Raw genomic sequence first — 16,620 nt, forward strand, 5'->3', positions numbered from 1 at the left:
AATGTTTGGTCCAAGGGAGTAGCAGCATGTACCAATGGCTGGCCGATAAGCTGGGAAACGTAGGCGTTAATCGCAAACTGGGCGTCGGCTTCGGTCTGGTGCTGCTGCTGACATTGCTGATTACCGTCACTGGCTGGACCGGCCTGAGTGACGTAATGAGTCGTGGTGACAAGCTGGGGTACATTTCCGACATCAATGGCCTCACCAAAGATTTGCGCATCGCCCGCCTGGATTATGAGATGCGTCGTGGCGAACAAGGCCCGGGCGCCGTCCACGATCTGTTGGGTAAGCTGGACAACGGCCTGCAAGCTGCCCGTCAGATGATTGAACAGCCCGCCGATGTGGCCATGATCGACCAGCAACTGGCCGCCGTCAGTCAGTACAAGCAAGCTTTCGCCACCTTGACCCAGGCCGGCGCCAATCGCGAAGACGCCCGCAGCAAGCTCGGTGCTACCGCTGACAATGCCGTCGCCAAGGTCGCTGAAGTTGAAAAATCCATGCTGCAGGGCGAGAGCGTTGCGCAGTTCAACAGCGTGATCGATTTGAGCAAGCTGCTTCAGCAAGCGCGCTTCCAGGTACGTGGCTACACCTACAGCGGCAAAACCGAGGCCGAGCAACCGGCATTGGACGCTATCGACAATGCCCTGAAGTATCTGGAAAGCCTGCCGTCCAAACTCCCCGAAGAACACATTGCCAATCTGAAACAGGCCACTGAATCGCTCGAAGCCTACCGCGCAGCGGTCAGTCAGTTCCGTGATTCCCAAGTGGCCAGCGCCGACGCACTCAAACACATGGCCGCCCAAGGCGAAATCCTGCTCGACGTCAGCAAGAAGCTCACGATTTCACAAACTCTCGTGCGCGATACCGACGTGCAACACGCCAAGAACATGCTGTTGCTGGCCACCTCCCTGGCGCTGGTCTTTGGGCTGTTTGCCGCTTGGGCCATTACTCGGCAAATCGTGATTCCGCTGAACCAGACGCTGAAGGTGGCCGAGCGCATCGCTGCCGGCGACCTGACCCATAACCTGGCGTCCAAACGCGCCGACGAACTGGGCCAATTGCAACGCGCTATTCAAAGCATGACTCAAGGCCTGCGCGAACTGATCGGCGGCATCAGCGAGGGCGTCACGCAAATCGCCAGCGCTGCCGAAGAGCTGTCGGCGGTCACCGAGCAGACCAGCGCCGGGGTCAACAGCCAACGGGTCGAGACTGACCAGGTGGCCACCGCCATGAACGAAATGACCGCCACCGTACAAGAAGTCGCACGCAATGCTGAAGAGGCGTCCGAGGCCGCTGTTGCCGCCGACCAGCAAGCACGCGAAGGCGACAAAGTGGTGGGCGAGGCCATCGCCCAGATTGAACGCCTGGCCAAGGAAGTCGGCAATTCCACCGAAGCCATGGGTGAGCTCAAACGCGAAAGCGACAAGATCGGTAGCGTGCTCGACGTCATTAAGTCCGTGGCCCAGCAAACCAATTTGCTGGCGCTCAACGCCGCCATCGAAGCCGCTCGCGCCGGTGAAGCCGGACGTGGTTTTGCCGTGGTCGCCGACGAAGTTCGCAGCCTGGCGCAGCGCACGCAGAAATCCACTGAAGAAATCGAAGAGCTGATCGTCGGCCTGCAAAACGGTACCCAGCAAGTCGCGACGATCATGGACAACAGCCGTACCCTGACCGACAGCAGCGTTGAGCTGACTCGCCGGGCCGGTGGCTCACTGGAGAGCATCACCCGCACGGTGTCTGCAATCCAGGCGATGAACCAGCAGATCGCCGCGGCCGCCGAGCAGCAAAGTGCCGTGGCTGAAGAGATCAACCGTAGCGTGTTGAATGTGCGGGATGTATCGGATCAGACGTCGGCGGCAAGTGAGGAAACCGCAGCGTCCAGTGTTGAGCTGGCGCGGTTGGGGACGCATTTGCAGATGCTGGTGGGGCGATTCAAGGTTTGAGGTGATTCAATTGCCTCGGTTCGCCTGCAACCGAGGTGATGAAATCGCCAGCAGGCTGGCTCCCACAGGAATGGTGTGAACACCACAAATCCACTGTGGGAGCTAGCTGCCTGCTAGCGATTGGCGCCCCCCAAGGCTGCTGCTTTCAGAGGACCTGACGCAAGAAAGCCTGAGCCCGCGGATCCTTCGGTGTTTCAAAGAACTCCGCCGGTGAGGCATCTTCCAGCAACTTGCCGTGATCGAAGAACAGCACCCGATCCGCCACTTCCCGGGCGAAGCCCATTTCATGGGTAACGCAGACCATGGTCATGCCTTCCACGGCCAGGTTTTTCATCACGTCCAGCACTTCGCCGACCATTTCCGGGTCCAGCGCCGAGGTCGGCTCGTCGAACAGCATGACCTTGGGCTCCATGGCCAATGCCCGGGCAATCGCCACGCGCTGTTGCTGACCGCCAGACAGGCGCGACGGAAACTCAGTGGCTTTTTGCGCAATACCGACCTTTTCCAGCAGCGCCATGGCCTTGGCCTCACGCTCTTTTTTGCCGCGCTTGCGCACGACTTTTTGCGCCAGGCAGAGGTTTTCCAGCACGGTCATATGTGGGAACAGGTTGAAGTGCTGGAACACCATGCCGACTTCGCGGCGGTAGGCGTTGACGTCGGTTTTCGGGTCGGCCAGTTGCAGACCGTCGATGCTTACCGAGCCAGAGTCGAACTCTTCAAGGCCATTGAGGCAGCGCAGGAAGGTCGATTTACCGGAGCCGGACGGACCGATCACCACCAGCACTTCGCCCTTGGCGACGGTCGTGCTGACGTTATCCACCGCGCGTACCACTTGGCCGCGGGTGTCGAAAACTTTTACCAGATCGCGGACTTCAATCACTTTGCGCGAGCCTCCGCTCAAGCCGGCTGGCGATTTTCGACAGCGGCAGGTTGATCAAAAGGTAAAGGCCAGCGACGCAGAACAGGATTTCGAATGGTGAGAACGAAGTAGTGATGACTTCACGACCACTTTTCAGCAGTTCGGTAATCGCAATCACCGATACCAGCGAAGTGTCTTTCACCAGGCTGATGAACTGCCCGGCCAGCGGCGGCAGCACGCGCTTGAACGCTTGCGGCAACACCACATGACGCATCGACTGACCGGCGCTCAATCCCAGGGAACGCGCGGCCTCGTTCTGGCCACGGGCGATCGACTGCACGCCGGAGCGGATGATCTCGGCCACATAGGCGCCGGTGAACAGCGACAGCGCGGCAATCCCGGCGAACTCGCGGGACAGGTTCATCACCGTGCCGATGAAGAAGTAGAAAATGAAGATCTGCACCAGTAGCGGCGTTCCGCGCACCAACTCGACGTAGAGGGTCGAAAGGTCGCGCAGGGTCGGGTTGTTCGACAGTCGGCACAGGCCGGTGGCGAGACCGATCAGCAGACCGAGCACGCCAGACACCACCGACAACCATAAGGTAGTCCAGAGACCCCACATCAACGGTCCTGCGGCCCAATGCCGGGTGACACCGATCACATCACCTTCAGCTACATCGTCGCCCTGGGCGACTTGCAGGCTGTTGTCATCGACGGTCAAGAGTTGCTCATCACCGGCGTCGTTGCGCAGGGTGACTTCGGCCTTGTCGCCCTTGCGCACCAATTCGCTGACAGTCGAAATATCGGCGGCGCGCTGGGATTCTTCGGCGTGATAGGCGAAGTACTGCGGCACGCGGTTCCAGCGCCATTCGTAGGACATCAGCGAGGTGGCGTAATACAACGCGCCCGCCAGTCCGATCAGCACCAGCACGGTCAGCACGTGCCAGGGCCATTGGGCTTTTTTCTGTTTCATCAGGGTTAGCAAGTCCGGATTTTGTGTTGCCAGGGAGGCCGCCATCGCCAGCAAGCCGGCTCCTACAGTTGATCTGGGTGAACACAATCATCCTGTAGGAGCCGGCTTGCTGGCGATTGCCGCGACTCGGTCTGAAGCCTTATTCCATGTCCTTGAGCCACTCGGTGCTCTTGAACCACTTGTCATGGATGCGATCGTAAGTGCCGTCTTCGTGGATCTGGTGCAGGAAGTTGTTGATGAAGTTGATGCTGTCGTAGTCGCCCTTCTTCAGACCGAAGGCCAGCGGCTCGTAGGTGAACGGCTTATCGAGGAACACCAGTTTGCCGTTGCCGACCTTGTTCACCGCGACGACGTTGTAAGGCGCGTCGTAGATGAAGGCATCGGCCTTGCCGTTGACCACGTCGAGCACGGCTTCCTGCTCGTTGTCGTAGCCATGGTACTTGGCTTTGGAGATCAGCTTCCTGGCGACCATTTCGCCGGTGGTGCCGAGCTTGGAGGTGATGCGGTAGTCGGCGGTATTCAGGTCTTTATAGGACTTGATGGTGCCTTCCAGCTCCTTGCGGATCAGCAGGGTCTGGCCGACCACGATGAACGGTTCGCTGAAGTTCAGGCGCAGGTTGCGTTCCTGGGTCAGGGTCATGCCGCTGCCGATCATGTCGAACTTGTCGGTGAGCAAGGCCGGGATGATGCCGTCATAGCCGGTCGAAACCAGCTCCAGTTTGACGCCCATGGCCTTGGACATGGCTTTGAGGATGTCGACTTCAAAACCGATGATCTCGCCGCGCTTGTTGGTCATTTCAAACGGCATGTAGGTCGGGTCCATGCCGACTTTCAATGTGCCGCGCTTGACCGCGTCATCAATCGCCCCGGCCTGCGCCGCGCTGACTGCAACCAGTGCCGTGACGCCGACCAGCAGCATCGACAGATACTTCTTCATCTTCAAGTCCCCAAAACCATAGCGTTTACGGTGCGAAATCGACAGTTTTCCAAGGAAAACAGACAGATACGGACACAAAACGGTCCGGGCGCACCAAGTCGGGGACGGATGCTAACGCACTCGCTCGATTGCACAAGGGTTTAGGCAGGAATTGTTGCCTGACGCCACGCAAAAAAACCCCGCTTTCGCGGGGCTTTTCATCATGCTAACTGAGGTTGAACGCTCAGGGGTTTGAGTGGCAGCAACGGTGCATGGGGATCGGCCTTGAGCGACTTGCGCCATGCGCCCAGCCACTCGGGGTGACCTTCGTTCCACACCTGCTCATGCAGGCGAGCCAAGGCTACCGGGTCGCTCAGCAGTTGCACTTTCTCGTTGTTGGTCAGGCCTTCAGGCCCAACCTTCATCGCGTGGCGAACCCGCTCGATCCGCAGCCACTCGATTGGCTCGGCCTGGCCGTGACGGGAGGTCGCCAGCGAGCACGCCAAAGCGTTCTGCTGTGGGTCTACTACTGAACGGACGAAACCGTCATTCAATGCATGCCAGCGGTTTTCGTGGGTGTACTGGTCGGTGGCCAGCAATGCCTGTGGCGGATTGTATTCCTCAGGGATCAGGAACAGGCTCTCGTCACGGGACTTGAGGCCCAAGCCAACACGACTGGAGATCACGGAAACAGGGATCGACAGCATCAACGAACCGACGATCGGCACCAGCCACCAGAGGAAGCTCGGGTTCAGCCAGATCACCAGCAAGGCCCAGAAGAAACCCAGCAAAGTTTGTGGACCGTGGCGTTTTACCGCTTCACTCCACGGCGTGGAGTCGTCGTCACGTTGCGGAGAGTTCCAGGTCGCGGCCCAGCCGAGGAACGCAGCGAGAACGAAACGGGTGTGGAAAATCATCCGTACCGGCGCCAGCAGCATGGAGAACAGCATCTCCAGCAGCATCGACAGCGTCACCTTAAACTTGCCACCGAACTCTTTCGCGCCCTTGGCCCAGATCAGGATGATGCTCAACAGCTTCGGCAGGAACAACAGCACGATGGTGGTCGAGAACAACGCAATCGCCTTGTCCGGGTGCCATTGTGGCCACAGCGGATAGAGCTGGCGTGGTTCAAGGAAGTACTGCGGTTCCATCAGCGTGTTGACCGCCAGCAGCGCCGTCGACAACACCAGGAAGAAGAACCAAAGCGGCGCCGACAGGTAAGACATCACGCCAGTGAGGAACACCGCACGGTGCACCGGGTGCATGCCTTTCACCAGGAACAGGCGGAAGTTCATCAGGTTGCCGTGGCACCAGCGACGGTCACGCTTGAGTTCATCCAACAGGTTCGGCGGCAGTTCTTCGTAGCTGCCCGGCAAGTCGTAGGCAATCCACACGCCCCAACCGGCACGACGCATCAACGCAGCTTCAACGAAGTCGTGGGACAGGATTGCACCGGCGAACGCGCCCTTACCGGGCAACGGCGCCAGGGCGCAGTGCTCGATGAACGGCTTCATGCGGATGATCGCGTTGTGGCCCCAGTAGTGCGATTCGCCCAACTGCCAGAAGTGCAGACCGGCGGTGAACAGCGGACCGTACACGCGGGTTGCAAATTGCTGCATGCGCGCATAAAGGGTATCCATGCCCGACGCACGCGGCGCGGTCTGGATGATCCCGGCGTCCGGCGTGGCTTCCATCAAGCGCACCAGACTGGTCAGGCACTCGCCGCTCATTACCGAGTCGGCGTCGAGAACGACCATGTATTTATAGTCACCGCCCCAGCGACGGCAGAAGTCGTCGAGGTTGCCGCTTTTACGTTTTACGCGACGGCGACGGCGGCGATAGAAGATCTTGCCGAAGCCACCCGCCTCACGGCAGACGTCCAGCCAGGCTTGCTGCTCGGCGACGCAAATGTCAGCTTCGTTACTGTCGCTGAGCACGAAGAAGTCAAAACGGTCCAGGTCACCCGTGGCCGCCACCGACTCGAACGTCGCGCGCAGTCCGGCAAACACCCGTGGCACGTCTTCGTTGCAGATCGGCATCACAAGTGCGGTGCGAGCGTCCTTTGGAATCGGCTCATTGCCGGCACTTTTACCGGAGATACGGTATTTATCGTGACCAGTGAGCAACTCTAGAAAGCCCATCAGGGCGGTCCAGAAACCCGCCGACACCCAGCAGAACAAAATCCCGAACAGGATCAGGATGCTGGTCTGCAGGGCATACGGCAGCACTTGCGTGGCCGTTTGCAGCAGCGGTTGGTGCAAGACTTCTTCGAGGTCGACGAACGACCAGCCCTGATACGGCATGATGCCTTTCATGTACCAGCCGGCGACGATGGTCTGGCCGAGCATCAACACCAACAGAATGTAGCGACGGATCGAACCCACGGTGCGCCAACGGGCAGCCGGCAACACACGCTCGTCTTTCGGTGGCTTTGGTGGGTTGGTGCGACCAGTCATACGGCGCCAGCCGCGTACCAGAATGTTGGTGCGCCACGGTTCCGGTACGACTTTGGTCCGACGAATCGGCGGGGTTGCCTTGAGGCAGACCCGACCGCTGGCATCAAGCGCCAGCATTTCGGCGTCCTGCAATTCTTCGGCGGTGCTCAGGGTCAAGCGTGTGCCAACCGATGCCTGGGCGGCATCGGCTGGAGCATCGAATGTCGAAGACGACAGACGTTCGTGCAATTCGCTGAAGGACTGGCAGCCCGCGAGTTCCGCGCGCTGCTGGTCGGTCATCGGCAGGTGAGCCAGGTACTCGGAAAGCGACTCTGGCTGTACTTGGGAATTACTCATCGGCAGGCAACTGATAGCTCCAGGTCTCGGTCAGGACTTCTTCAGTCGGTGCCGATTCCGGTGTGGCTGGGGCCGCGTCGGCAGCAGCAGGCTGCTTGGCGTCGGTGTTGGCCTGGTCCTTGGCATCTGCAACTGGCTTGGCGTCGGCCTGCTTGGCCTCGGCAGCCTTCGCGTCCTTGTCGATTTTCTCCGCCTGCTTGGCGGCGACCTTGTCAGCCTTGGCAACGGACGAAGTGGACGCTGGAACCGACGACTTCGCCAGGTCGGCAGGCACGATGTTCTGGACCAACGCAGCACGCATCTCGGTGGCTTTGCTCGGGTCCTTGATCTTCATGCGCAGGGTCAGGCGCCAGCCCTTGGTTTCAGGGTTGTAACGCACGCTGTTTTCCACCAGCTCGGAGTTGTCACCGACGCTGACCTGGCTGCGTACGTCCGTTTCCGGAGGCAATGCCGCCAGGGAAGGACCTTCGAAGTCCACCAGGTACGCAACGCTACCGTCCGGCTGACGAATCAGGTTGGACTGTTTAACGTCGCCAGTGGAACGCAGGGTCTGCTTGACCCAGGCGCTGTCCGGGGCGTGAATCGACGCTTCATCCATGGTCCAGTGCATACGATATGCGACATCGAGCGGCTGGCCAGGTTCAGGCAACTTTTCCGGGCTCCAGAAAGCCACGATATTGTCGTTGGTCTCGTCCGCGGTCGGAATCTCTACCAGATCGACGGAGCCTTTGCCCCAGTCGCCCTTCGGTTCGATCCAGGCGCTTGGGCGCTTGTCGTAACGGTCGTCGAGGTCTTCGTAGTGGCTGAAGTCACGGCCACGTTGCAGCAAGCCGAAACCGCGCGGGTTCTCGACCGAGAAGTTGCTCACGGCCAGGTGTTTCGGGTTGTTCAACGGACGCCAGATCCACTCGCCGTTGCCGGCATGGATCGACAGACCGCTGGAGTCGTGCAGTTCGCGACGATAGTTCAGTACTTTCGAAGGCTGGTTCGCGCCGAACAAGTACATGCTGGTCAGCGGCGCAACGCCTAGCTTGGTGACTTTGTCACGCAGGAACATCTGTGCCTTGACGTCGACAATGGTATCGCTGCCCGGACGCAGGGTCAGGCGATAGGCACCGGTCGCCCGTGGCGAATCCAGCAACGCGAAGATCACCAGGTGCTTGTCACCCGGTTTCGGTTGTTGAACCCAGAACTCGCGGAAACGCGGGAATTCTTCGCCGGACGGCAATGCGGTATCGATCGCCATGCCGCGAGCGGACAAACCGTAGACGTGCCCCTTGCCGACAACGCGGAAGTAACTCGCGCCGAGCATGGTCATGATTTCGTCTTGTTTGTCGGCCTTGTTGATCGGATACAGCACACGGAAACCGGCGTAGCCCAGTTGTTCGGTGGCTTTTGGATCGAATTTCACGTCGCCGAAATCGAAACGACTTGGATCGTATTTGATCTCTTCGACGGTGTTAGCCGTGATTTCGTTGATTTTCACCGGCGTATCGAAGTGCATGCCCTGGTGATAAAACGACAGCTTGAACGGGGTTTTCTGGTCGGCCCATTCGGCTTTTTCCGTCAGGAAACGGATTTTCTGATAGTCCGCGAACTTCATTTCGCGGAACTCTGTCGGCAGGTTACTGCGCGGCGCTTCGTACTTTTGTCCGGCCAGCTCTTTCGCTTTGACCGAGACATCATCCAGATTGAATGCCCAAATCTGGCCGGCGCTGAGCAGGCAGAGCAGTGCCGAACCCGCTACCAGAGCACTACGTAACCGTTTGGCAGACAATTTTGGTGCGTTACAGGGACTAACAATCACGAGCAACCCTCGCCGAAAACAGATCAAAAAACCAACGGCCAGTTAAAGGATCTGCAGGGTATCCGGTATAAAAAAACCGGCCTTGCAGACCACTCTTGCCAAGTTGGCGAGCATTGTTCCGACTCCGCTGGGGCAAAATGATTCCCCAATCGGATCCGGACAAGTCTCTACCTAAGTCAAAATGGACCAACGAACGCTGATCCCCGTAGCGCGCGATTATCTAGTAGGCCGCGTTACAACGCATCAGGGGTAACAAAGTATTTATCGGTAAAAACGCCTGTTTTCAGTCGAAAAGCGTTTAAAAAGATGTTTCAAGCGCTTTCAGGTCTGTAACAGGAAGGTGACCGGGCCATCATTGACCAGATGCACCTGCATATCCGCGCCGAATCTACCTGATGCCACAGTGCCATGCACCTGTTTCGCTTTGCCTAATAGATAGTCGAAAAGCTCTTCGCCCAGGGCCGGAGGCGCCGCGGTAGAGAAACTGGGGCGCAACCCGCTCTTGGTGTCGGCGGCCAGGGTGAATTGCGAAACCAGCAGCAACCCGCCGCCCACATCCGCCAGGGACAGATTCATCTTGCCTTCGGCGTCGCTGAACACTCGATAGTTAAGCAGCTTATTGAGAAGTTTGTCGGCGCTGACCCGAGTGTCCTCGGGCTCGACGGCCACCAGCACCAACAAACCCTGGTCGATTGCGCCGACCACCTCGCCCGCTACCTCGACTCGCGCGCCACGCACCCGTTGCAGCAGGCCTTTCATGCTTCTTCAGGGGCCAGATCGAGCAGGCGTCGCGCCATCCGGTCGGCAGCGCGCACCAAGGCATCGGTAATCCCCGGCTCGGCGGCAGCATGGCCGGCGTCACGGATGATTTGCAGCTCGCTGTTCGGCCAGGCTTGATGCAATTCCCAGGCGTTATCCAGCGGACAAATGACGTCGTAGCGACCATGGATGATCACGCCAGGCAAATGGGCGATCTTGCCCATGTCGCGGATCAACTGGTTCGGCTCAAGGAATGCATCGTTGGTGAAGTAATGGCATTCGATGCGGGCGATGGACAACGCGCGCTGCGGCTCGGAGAAACGATCGACCACCAGCGGATTCGGGCGCAGGGTCGCGGTCCGGCCTTCCCAGGTGGACCAGGCCTTGGCCGCATGCATCTGAGCGATCTGATCGTTACCGGTCAGGCGTTTGTGGAAAGCCGTGAGCAAATCGCCGCGCTCGTCCAGCGGGATCGGCGCGATGTAGTCCTGCCAGTAATCGGGGAACAGACGGCTGGCGCCGGCCTGATAGAACCACTCGATTTCCTGCGGACGGCAGAGAAAAATCCCACGCAGAATCAGACCGTGCACACGCTCCGGATGGGTTTGCGCGTAGGCCAGCGCCAGGGTCGAACCCCAGGAGCCACCGAACAGTACCCACTTTTCGATACCCAGGTGTTTGCGGATGCGCTCAAGGTCAGCGACCAAATCCCAGGTGGTGTTGTTTTCCAGGCTGGCATGGGGGGTGGAGCGACCGCAACCGCGCTGGTCGAAGGTGACAATGCGATACAGATTAGGATCGAAGTAGCACCGACTCTGTGCGTCACATCCCGCGCCGGGACCACCGTGGATGAACACCACCGGCAAACCTTCCGGCGAACCGCTTTCGTCGACATACAGGGTGTGGGTTTCGTCGACGGCCAGATCGTGCCGGGCGTGGGGTTTGATCTGCGGGTACAAAGTCTGCATTGCGCGCTCCGTAAGGGGTCGAGGTCATCCCTGGGGGGACTTCAATTATTCTGCCGTTGGGCATCATAAACCCGAATTACGCCAATGAGCATGCCTTGTAGGAGCGAGCTTGTTAGCGAAGAACGTCAGAGACCCGCATTCATCCAGGTCGCCCTCATCATCGTTAACGTCCATCGCGAGCAAGCTTGCTCCTACACAGGCTATGCGCAGGTTTTAGCGCTTGTAGCGCTCCAGCCCCCACGCCAACAATCCCTGCAGCAATTCCTTGAGCACCACCCGCGTTGGCTCTGCCAGATCCGGCCGATAACGGAACGGCTCAAACTCTTCCATATAGGTGCACTGCCCCAGCTCCAGCTGCACCGCATGGATGTTTTCTGTCGGGTTACCGTAATGCCGGGTGATGTGGCCGCCCTTGAAGCGGCCGTTCAGCACGTGGCTGTAGTCCGGGTGCCCGGCACAGATCGCTTCCAGCTGAGTCGCCAGCTGTGGATCGCAACTGGCGCCGTTGAAGGTGCCGAGGTTGAAATCCGGCAACTTGCCGTCGAACAGGTGCGGGATGATCGAGCGGATCGAGTGCGCATCGAACAGCAACGCGTAGCCAAACTCGGCTTTCAGTCGCGCCAGCTCGTTCTGCAAGGTGCTGTGGTACGGCGTCCAGATTTGCTCAAGATAAGTCGAGCGCTCTTCTTTCGAAGGCTCGCTTCCCTCACGGAACAACGGAATGCCGTCGAACAGGGTCGCCGGATACAGACCTGTGGTGGCGCCGACATACAAAGGCTTGTCGTCGGACGGACGGTTGAGGTCGATAACGAACCGCGAGTACTCGGCAGCCAGGATACTGGCGCCCAGTTCAGCGGCGAAATCGTAGAGCTGCGGGATATGCCAGTCGGTGTCCGGCAGGCTTTTCGCGTCGGGGATCAGCCCGGCCTCGACCGCAGGCGTCAGGCGCACACCGGCGTGGGGCATGCTGATCAGCAGCGGTACGCGGCCTTGTTTGAAGTTCAGAACCTTATCCACAACTGTTCTCCTACAGATTCGTTTCGACGCCGTGGCGCACGACGCGCTTTTCCAGGTCACCGCCCAGCCAGTACGACAGGTCGGCCGGACGATCGATTTGCCAGGCAACGAAATCCGCGACCTTGCCGGCCTCAATCGAACCGTGGGTGTCGGCCATGCCCAAGGCGATGGCGGCATGAATGGTGGCGCCGGCCAGAGCCTCTTCCGGGGTCATGCGGAAACAGGTGCAGGCCATGTTCAGCATCAGGCGCAGCGACAGTCCCGGCGATGTGCCCGGGTTGAGGTCGCTGGCGATGGCGATTTTCACGCCGTGCTTGCGCAGGGCTTCCATCGGCGGCAATTGGGTTTCACGCAGGAAGTAGAACGCGCCGGGCAACAACACCGCGACGGTGCCGGACCTGGCCATGGCGATGGCGTCGTCTTCGGTCATAAATTCCAGATGATCGGCGGACAGTGCGTGGTATCGCGCCGCCAGGCTCGAACCGTGCAGGGACGACAACTGCTCGGCATGCAGTTTCACCGGCAGGCCCAGGTTCTGAGCAGTGATGAATACACGCTCAACCTGCGCCGGTGAAAACGCCAGGTATTCGCAGAACGCATCCACCGCATCCACCAGCCCTTCGGCGGCGAGCGCCGGAAGCATTTCGGTGCAGATGTGATCGATGTAATCGTCAGCGCGATCCTTGTATTCCGGCGGCAAGGCGTGAGCAGCCAGGCAAGTGGCGCGCACGCTGACCGGTAGCTCTGCGCCGAGACGACGGGCCACTCGCAGCATCTTGCGTTCGTTGGCCAGGTCGAGGCCGTATCCGGATTTGATTTCGATGCTGGTAACGCCATCGCGCATCAGGCTTTTCAGACGCTTGGCGGCGCTGGCGAACAATTTGTCTTCGCTGGCGGCGCGTGTGGCACGCACGGTGCTGGCGATACCACCACCGGCCGCTGCGATTTCCGCGTAGCTGACGCCTTGCAGGCGCTGCTCGAATTCACCGCTGCGGTTTCCGCCGAACACCGTGTGGGTGTGGCAGTCGATCAGGCCTGGCGTGACCCAGGCCCCATTCAAATCGTTGACTGCCGGATATTCGCCCGCCGGCAATTCAGCGCGCGGGCCAACCCACTCAATGTGCGCACCAGACGTCACGATGGCCGCATCCTCGATGATCGAGTAAGCGCCTTGCGCCATGGTTGCGACGTGGCAGTGTTGCCAGAGGGTTTTCATCCCTTAGTCTCCACAAAATTCAAAATCGAATCGCTGGCAAGCCCGCTCCTACAGATCGCGTATACCCAGTAGGAGCCGGCTTGCCGGCGATGGCGCCCTTACAGACTAGGCAGCAACTTCGTCGACACCAGCTCGTTCAAGCAACGCGAAGCCAACAACTCAGTCGCCGCATTGATGTCCGGCGCAAAGAAACGGTCCTTCTCATAGAACGGCACTTCGTTGCGCAGAATCGCCCGCACCTTTTCCAGTTTCGGCGAGGTCTTCAGACCGTTGCGCAAGTCCAGACCCTGAACCGCCGCCAGCCACTCCACCGCCAGAATCCCGCGTGTGTTCTCTGCCATTTCCCACAGACGCTTGCCCGCAGCCGGAGCCATGGACACGTGGTCTTCCTGGTTGGCGGAAGTCGGCAAGCTGTCCACCGAATGCGGATGGGACAGCGCCTTGTTCTCGCTGGCCAGGGCCGCTGCGGTCACTTGAGCAATCATGAAGCCGGAGTTCACGCCGCCATTGGCCACCAGGAACGGCGGCAGTTGCGACATGTGCTTGTCCATCATCAGCGAGATGCGGCGCTCGCTCAGCGAACCGATTTCAGCAATGGCCAACGCCATGTTGTCAGCGGCCATGGCCACCGGCTCGGCGTGGAAGTTGCCACCGGAAATGACGTCGCCTTCAGCGGCGAACACCAGCGGGTTGTCGGAAACGGCGTTGGCTTCGACGGCCAGCACTTCAGCGGCCTGACGGAACTGGGTCAGGCAGGCGCCCATGACTTGTGGCTGGCAGCGCAGGGAGTACGGGTCCTGAACCTTCTCGCAGTTTTCATGGGAGTCGGACACTTCGCTGCGCTCACCCAGCAGATCGCGATAAGCGGCAGCGGCGTCGATCTGGCCTTTCTGGCCACGAGCCGCGTGGATGCGGGCGTCGAACGGCGAACGCGAGCCAAGTACTGCTTCAACGGTCAGGCCACCGAGTGCCAGGGCACCGGCGAACAGGTCTTCGCCTTCGAACAGGCCACGCAGGGCAAATGCCGTCGACACTTGAGTGCCGTTGAGCAGCGCCAGGCCTTCTTTCGCGGCCAGGGTCAGAGGAGTGAGGCCGGCGACTTTCAGCGCTTCGGTGGCTTCCATCCACTCGCCTTTGTAGCGCGCCTTGCCTTCGCCCAACAGCACCAGCGACATGTGCGCCAGTGGGGCCAAGTCACCGGAAGCACCAACCGAACCTTTCAGTGGAATGTGCGGGTAAACCTCGGCGTTGATCAGGGCGATCAGCGCGTCGATCACTACGCGGCGAATGCCGGAGAAACCACGGCTCAGGCTGTTGACCTTGAGCACCATGATCAGCCTAACCAGATCATCGCTGATCGGTTGGCCGACGCCGGCAGCGTGGGACAGCACCAGCGAGCGTTGCAGGTTTTCCAGGTCTTCGCTGGCGATGCGGGTCGAGGCCAGCAGGCCGAAACCGGTATTGATACCGTAGGCGGTGCGGTTCTCGGCGAGGATCTGTTCCACGCAGGCGACACTGGCCTCGATCTGGGCCGAGGCGCTGTTGTCGAGGGTCAGTTTTACCGGCTGCTGATACACGTCACGCAGTTGGGCGAGGGTCAGTTGGCCAGGGATCAAATTAAGCGCAGTCACATTCATTCTCCTTTTGAGAGTTTTTATTAACTAACCAGACGCTCCGGAGATGTCCGTTGTCCGTCGCTTCCCACCTTTTGGGGGGCTGGCGCCTTGGCACGCTGGCTTATGTAGAAATCAGTTCACGTTCGGCAAAGTCTTGTGCAGCACATTCGCTTCTTTCAACACCCCGGCAGCGGCGGCAATGTCCGGCGCCAGCCAACGATCCTGATCGTAGGCCGGAACCCGCTCACGCAGCAGTCGCCACGCGGCATCGGTGCCGGCGCCGAAACGTTGTTCTTTCAGGAATTCGAACGCCTGGGCCGCCAGCAAGTACTCGATCGCGAGAATCTGCGTGCAGTTTTCCAGGGCGCGATGCAGCTTCAGCGCGGCGTTGGTGCCCAGGCTCAAGTGATCTTCCTGCAGGCCCGAGGTGACGTAATTGTCGAGCACTGCTGGTTGTGCCAATTGGCGGTTTTCCGCACACAGGGACGCCGCCACGTATTGCACGATCATCATCCCGGAATTCACGCCCGGGTTGGCGACCAAAAATGCCGGCAGACCGCTGACATGCGGGTTGATCAAACGGTCCAGGCGACGCTCGGCGATGGAACCGATTTCGGCCATGGCAATCGCCAGCAAATCCGCCGCCAGCGCGACGGACTGACCGTGCGGGTTGGCCTGGGAAACCACGCGGTAATTGTCCGCCGTGCCCAGCACCAACGGGTTGTCGGTGGCGCTGTTGAGTTCGGTTTCGATCTGTTGGGTCGCGTGAACCAGTTGATCGCGCGCGGCGCCGTGTACCTGCGGGATCGAGCGAATGCTCAGGGCGTCCTGGGTACGAATGCCTTTGCTCTGGGCAATCACTTCACTGCCATCGAGCAATGCGCGCAGGTTGATACCGACCTGCTGCATGCCCGGATGCGGCTTGAGGGCGATGATTTCGGCATCGAAGGCGTCGATCTGCCCGCGCTGGGCCTCGAAACTCATGGCGCCAATCACGTCCGCCCAATGCAACAGATGCGCGGCATCAGCAATGGCCAGGCAGCTCAGGCCCGTCATGCAAGGCGTGCCGTTGACCAGGCACAAACCATCTTTGGCACCCAGTTTGACCGGTTGCAGCCCTTCTTCAGCCAAGGCCTGCTGCGCGGAAACGATTTGCCCGCGATAGCTGACATTACCCACGCCCAACAGCGCGATGCCGATATGGGCCATGTGAGTCAGATAACCAACGGAGCCTTGGGACGGCACTTGCGGGGTGATGCCACGGTTGAGCAACGCCAGCAGCGCTTCGACCACCTGGCGGTGCAGGCCGGATTTGCCGTGGCTGTAGTTGACGACAGCGGCGCACATGATCGAGCGGGTCTGCTCGTTGCTGAGCGGCGCGCCAACGCCACAGGCGTGGCTGAGCAAGGTGTTGCGCGACAACTGGCTGAGTTGTTCATCCTGCAGCGAGACGTTGCACAGCGCACCCAGGCCGGTGTTGATGCCGTAGGCGCGTTCGCCGCTGGTGACGATGCGCTGGACGATGGCTTGCGCGTTTTCAATGCGCGCCCAGATCGGCGCCGACAGCTCAAGCTGAGCGCCATGACGAGCAACGGCGACCACGTCCTGCCAAGTGACCTGCGCTTGGGTGATAACGATTTTTTCAGCCTGGGACATCTTTAACCTCATCCAAATATTGATGCAGCTTCACCGACGTCATCGCTGGCAAGCCAGCTCCTACAGTGTTCCGGGGTGTGCACACAATCTGTGCAACA

12 protein-coding genes and 1 pseudogene are annotated in these 16,620 nt (G+C 59.9%); 1 reads left to right on the plus strand and 12 read right to left on the minus strand.

All coding sequences use genetic code 11. The annotated features are described in order from the left end of the window. Positions 1-26: 26 nt before the first annotated feature. Positions 27-1,943 (plus strand): methyl-accepting chemotaxis protein, encoded by a 1,917-nt coding sequence (locus tag ABVN21_RS21705; RefSeq protein WP_339553537.1) that lies wholly within the window; start codon positions 27-29, stop codon positions 1,941-1,943. A gap of 145 nt (positions 1,944-2,088) precedes the next feature. Here the strand turns inward: ABVN21_RS21705 and ABVN21_RS21710 are convergent, their stop codons facing one another. The 12 genes and pseudogenes from ABVN21_RS21710 to hutH (ABVN21_RS21765) form a co-directional block, all read right to left on the minus strand. Next, positions 2,089-2,823 (minus strand): amino acid ABC transporter ATP-binding protein, encoded by a 735-nt coding sequence (locus ABVN21_RS21710; RefSeq protein ID WP_339553538.1) that lies wholly within the window; start codon positions 2,821-2,823, stop codon positions 2,089-2,091. Continuing rightward, positions 2,816-3,778 carry an amino acid ABC transporter permease gene (locus tag ABVN21_RS21715; protein ID WP_339553701.1) on the minus strand — a complete coding sequence of 321 codons (963 nt, stop codon included), beginning with the start codon at positions 3,776-3,778 and terminating at the stop codon, positions 2,816-2,818. The genes ABVN21_RS21710 and ABVN21_RS21715 overlap by 8 nt, the downstream gene beginning before the upstream one ends. Positions 3,779-3,914: 136 nt before the next feature. Beyond that, a complete protein-coding gene (locus ABVN21_RS21720; RefSeq protein WP_339553539.1) occupies positions 3,915-4,712 on the minus strand; it encodes a transporter substrate-binding domain-containing protein in 798 nt (265 codons plus the stop codon). Between the two features lie 200 nt (positions 4,713-4,912). Next, positions 4,913-7,483, minus strand: coding sequence for a glucans biosynthesis glucosyltransferase MdoH (gene mdoH / locus ABVN21_RS21725; RefSeq protein ID WP_339553540.1), 2,571 nt, complete (start codon positions 7,481-7,483; stop codon positions 4,913-4,915). Then, a complete protein-coding gene (locus tag ABVN21_RS21730; protein WP_339553541.1) occupies positions 7,476-9,290 on the minus strand; it encodes a glucan biosynthesis protein in 1,815 nt (604 codons plus the stop codon). Before ABVN21_RS21730 ends, mdoH begins: the two co-directional genes overlap by 8 nt. A 321-nt stretch (positions 9,291-9,611) precedes the next feature. Next, the gene (gene dtd, locus ABVN21_RS21735) at positions 9,612-10,049 is read right to left on the minus strand and encodes a D-aminoacyl-tRNA deacylase (RefSeq protein WP_339553542.1); all 438 of its coding nucleotides are present in this window, start codon (positions 10,047-10,049) and stop codon (positions 9,612-9,614) included. Then, entirely contained in the window at positions 10,046-11,017 is a 972-nt protein-coding gene (gene pip, locus ABVN21_RS21740; RefSeq protein WP_339553543.1) for a prolyl aminopeptidase, read from the minus strand. Before pip ends, dtd begins: the two co-directional genes overlap by 4 nt. A 96-nt stretch (positions 11,018-11,113) precedes the next feature. Next, positions 11,114-11,191: pseudogene (locus ABVN21_RS21745) on the minus strand (outer membrane lipoprotein carrier protein LolA); the annotation flags it as partial. A gap of 39 nt (positions 11,192-11,230) precedes the next feature. After that, the gene (hutG, locus tag ABVN21_RS21750; protein ID WP_339553544.1) at positions 11,231-12,034 is read right to left on the minus strand and encodes an N-formylglutamate deformylase; all 804 of its coding nucleotides are present in this window, start codon (positions 12,032-12,034) and stop codon (positions 11,231-11,233) included. 10 nt (positions 12,035-12,044) lie between these two features. Next, positions 12,045-13,250, minus strand: coding sequence for an imidazolonepropionase (hutI, locus tag ABVN21_RS21755; protein WP_339553545.1), 1,206 nt, complete (start codon positions 13,248-13,250; stop codon positions 12,045-12,047). Positions 13,251-13,348: 98 nt separating this feature from the next. After that, entirely contained in the window at positions 13,349-14,887 is a 1,539-nt protein-coding gene (hutH, locus tag ABVN21_RS21760; RefSeq protein WP_339553546.1) for a histidine ammonia-lyase, read from the minus strand. Between the two features lie 111 nt (positions 14,888-14,998). After that, positions 14,999-16,522 (minus strand): histidine ammonia-lyase, encoded by a 1,524-nt coding sequence (hutH, locus tag ABVN21_RS21765; protein ID WP_339553547.1) that lies wholly within the window; start codon positions 16,520-16,522, stop codon positions 14,999-15,001. Between the last annotated feature and the right edge of the window lie 98 nt (positions 16,523-16,620).

The sequence above is a fragment of the Pseudomonas sp. MYb327 genome (assembly GCF_040438925.1).
Classification (GTDB): Bacteria; Pseudomonadota; Gammaproteobacteria; order Pseudomonadales; family Pseudomonadaceae; genus Aquipseudomonas.

Coding starts and splice junctions, on each gene's coding strand:
- dtd (WP_339553542.1), bottom strand. CDS start 10,049: ATGAAAGGCCTGCTGCAACGGGTGCGTGGCGCGCGAGTCGAGGTAGCG.
- pip (WP_339553543.1), bottom strand. CDS start 11,017: ATGCAGACTTTGTACCCGCAGATCAAACCCCACGCCCGGCACGATCTG.
- hutH (WP_339553546.1), bottom strand. CDS start 14,887: ATGAATGTGACTGCGCTTAATTTGATCCCTGGCCAACTGACCCTCGCC.
- hutI (WP_339553545.1), bottom strand. CDS start 13,250: ATGAAAACCCTCTGGCAACACTGCCACGTCGCAACCATGGCGCAAGGC.
- ABVN21_RS21720 (WP_339553539.1), bottom strand. CDS start 4,712: ATGAAGAAGTATCTGTCGATGCTGCTGGTCGGCGTCACGGCACTGGTT.
- mdoH (WP_339553540.1), bottom strand. CDS start 7,483: ATGAGTAATTCCCAAGTACAGCCAGAGTCGCTTTCCGAGTACCTGGCT.
- hutH (WP_339553547.1), bottom strand. CDS start 16,522: ATGTCCCAGGCTGAAAAAATCGTTATCACCCAAGCGCAGGTCACTTGG.
- ABVN21_RS21705 (WP_339553537.1), top strand. CDS start 27: ATGTACCAATGGCTGGCCGATAAGCTGGGAAACGTAGGCGTTAATCGC.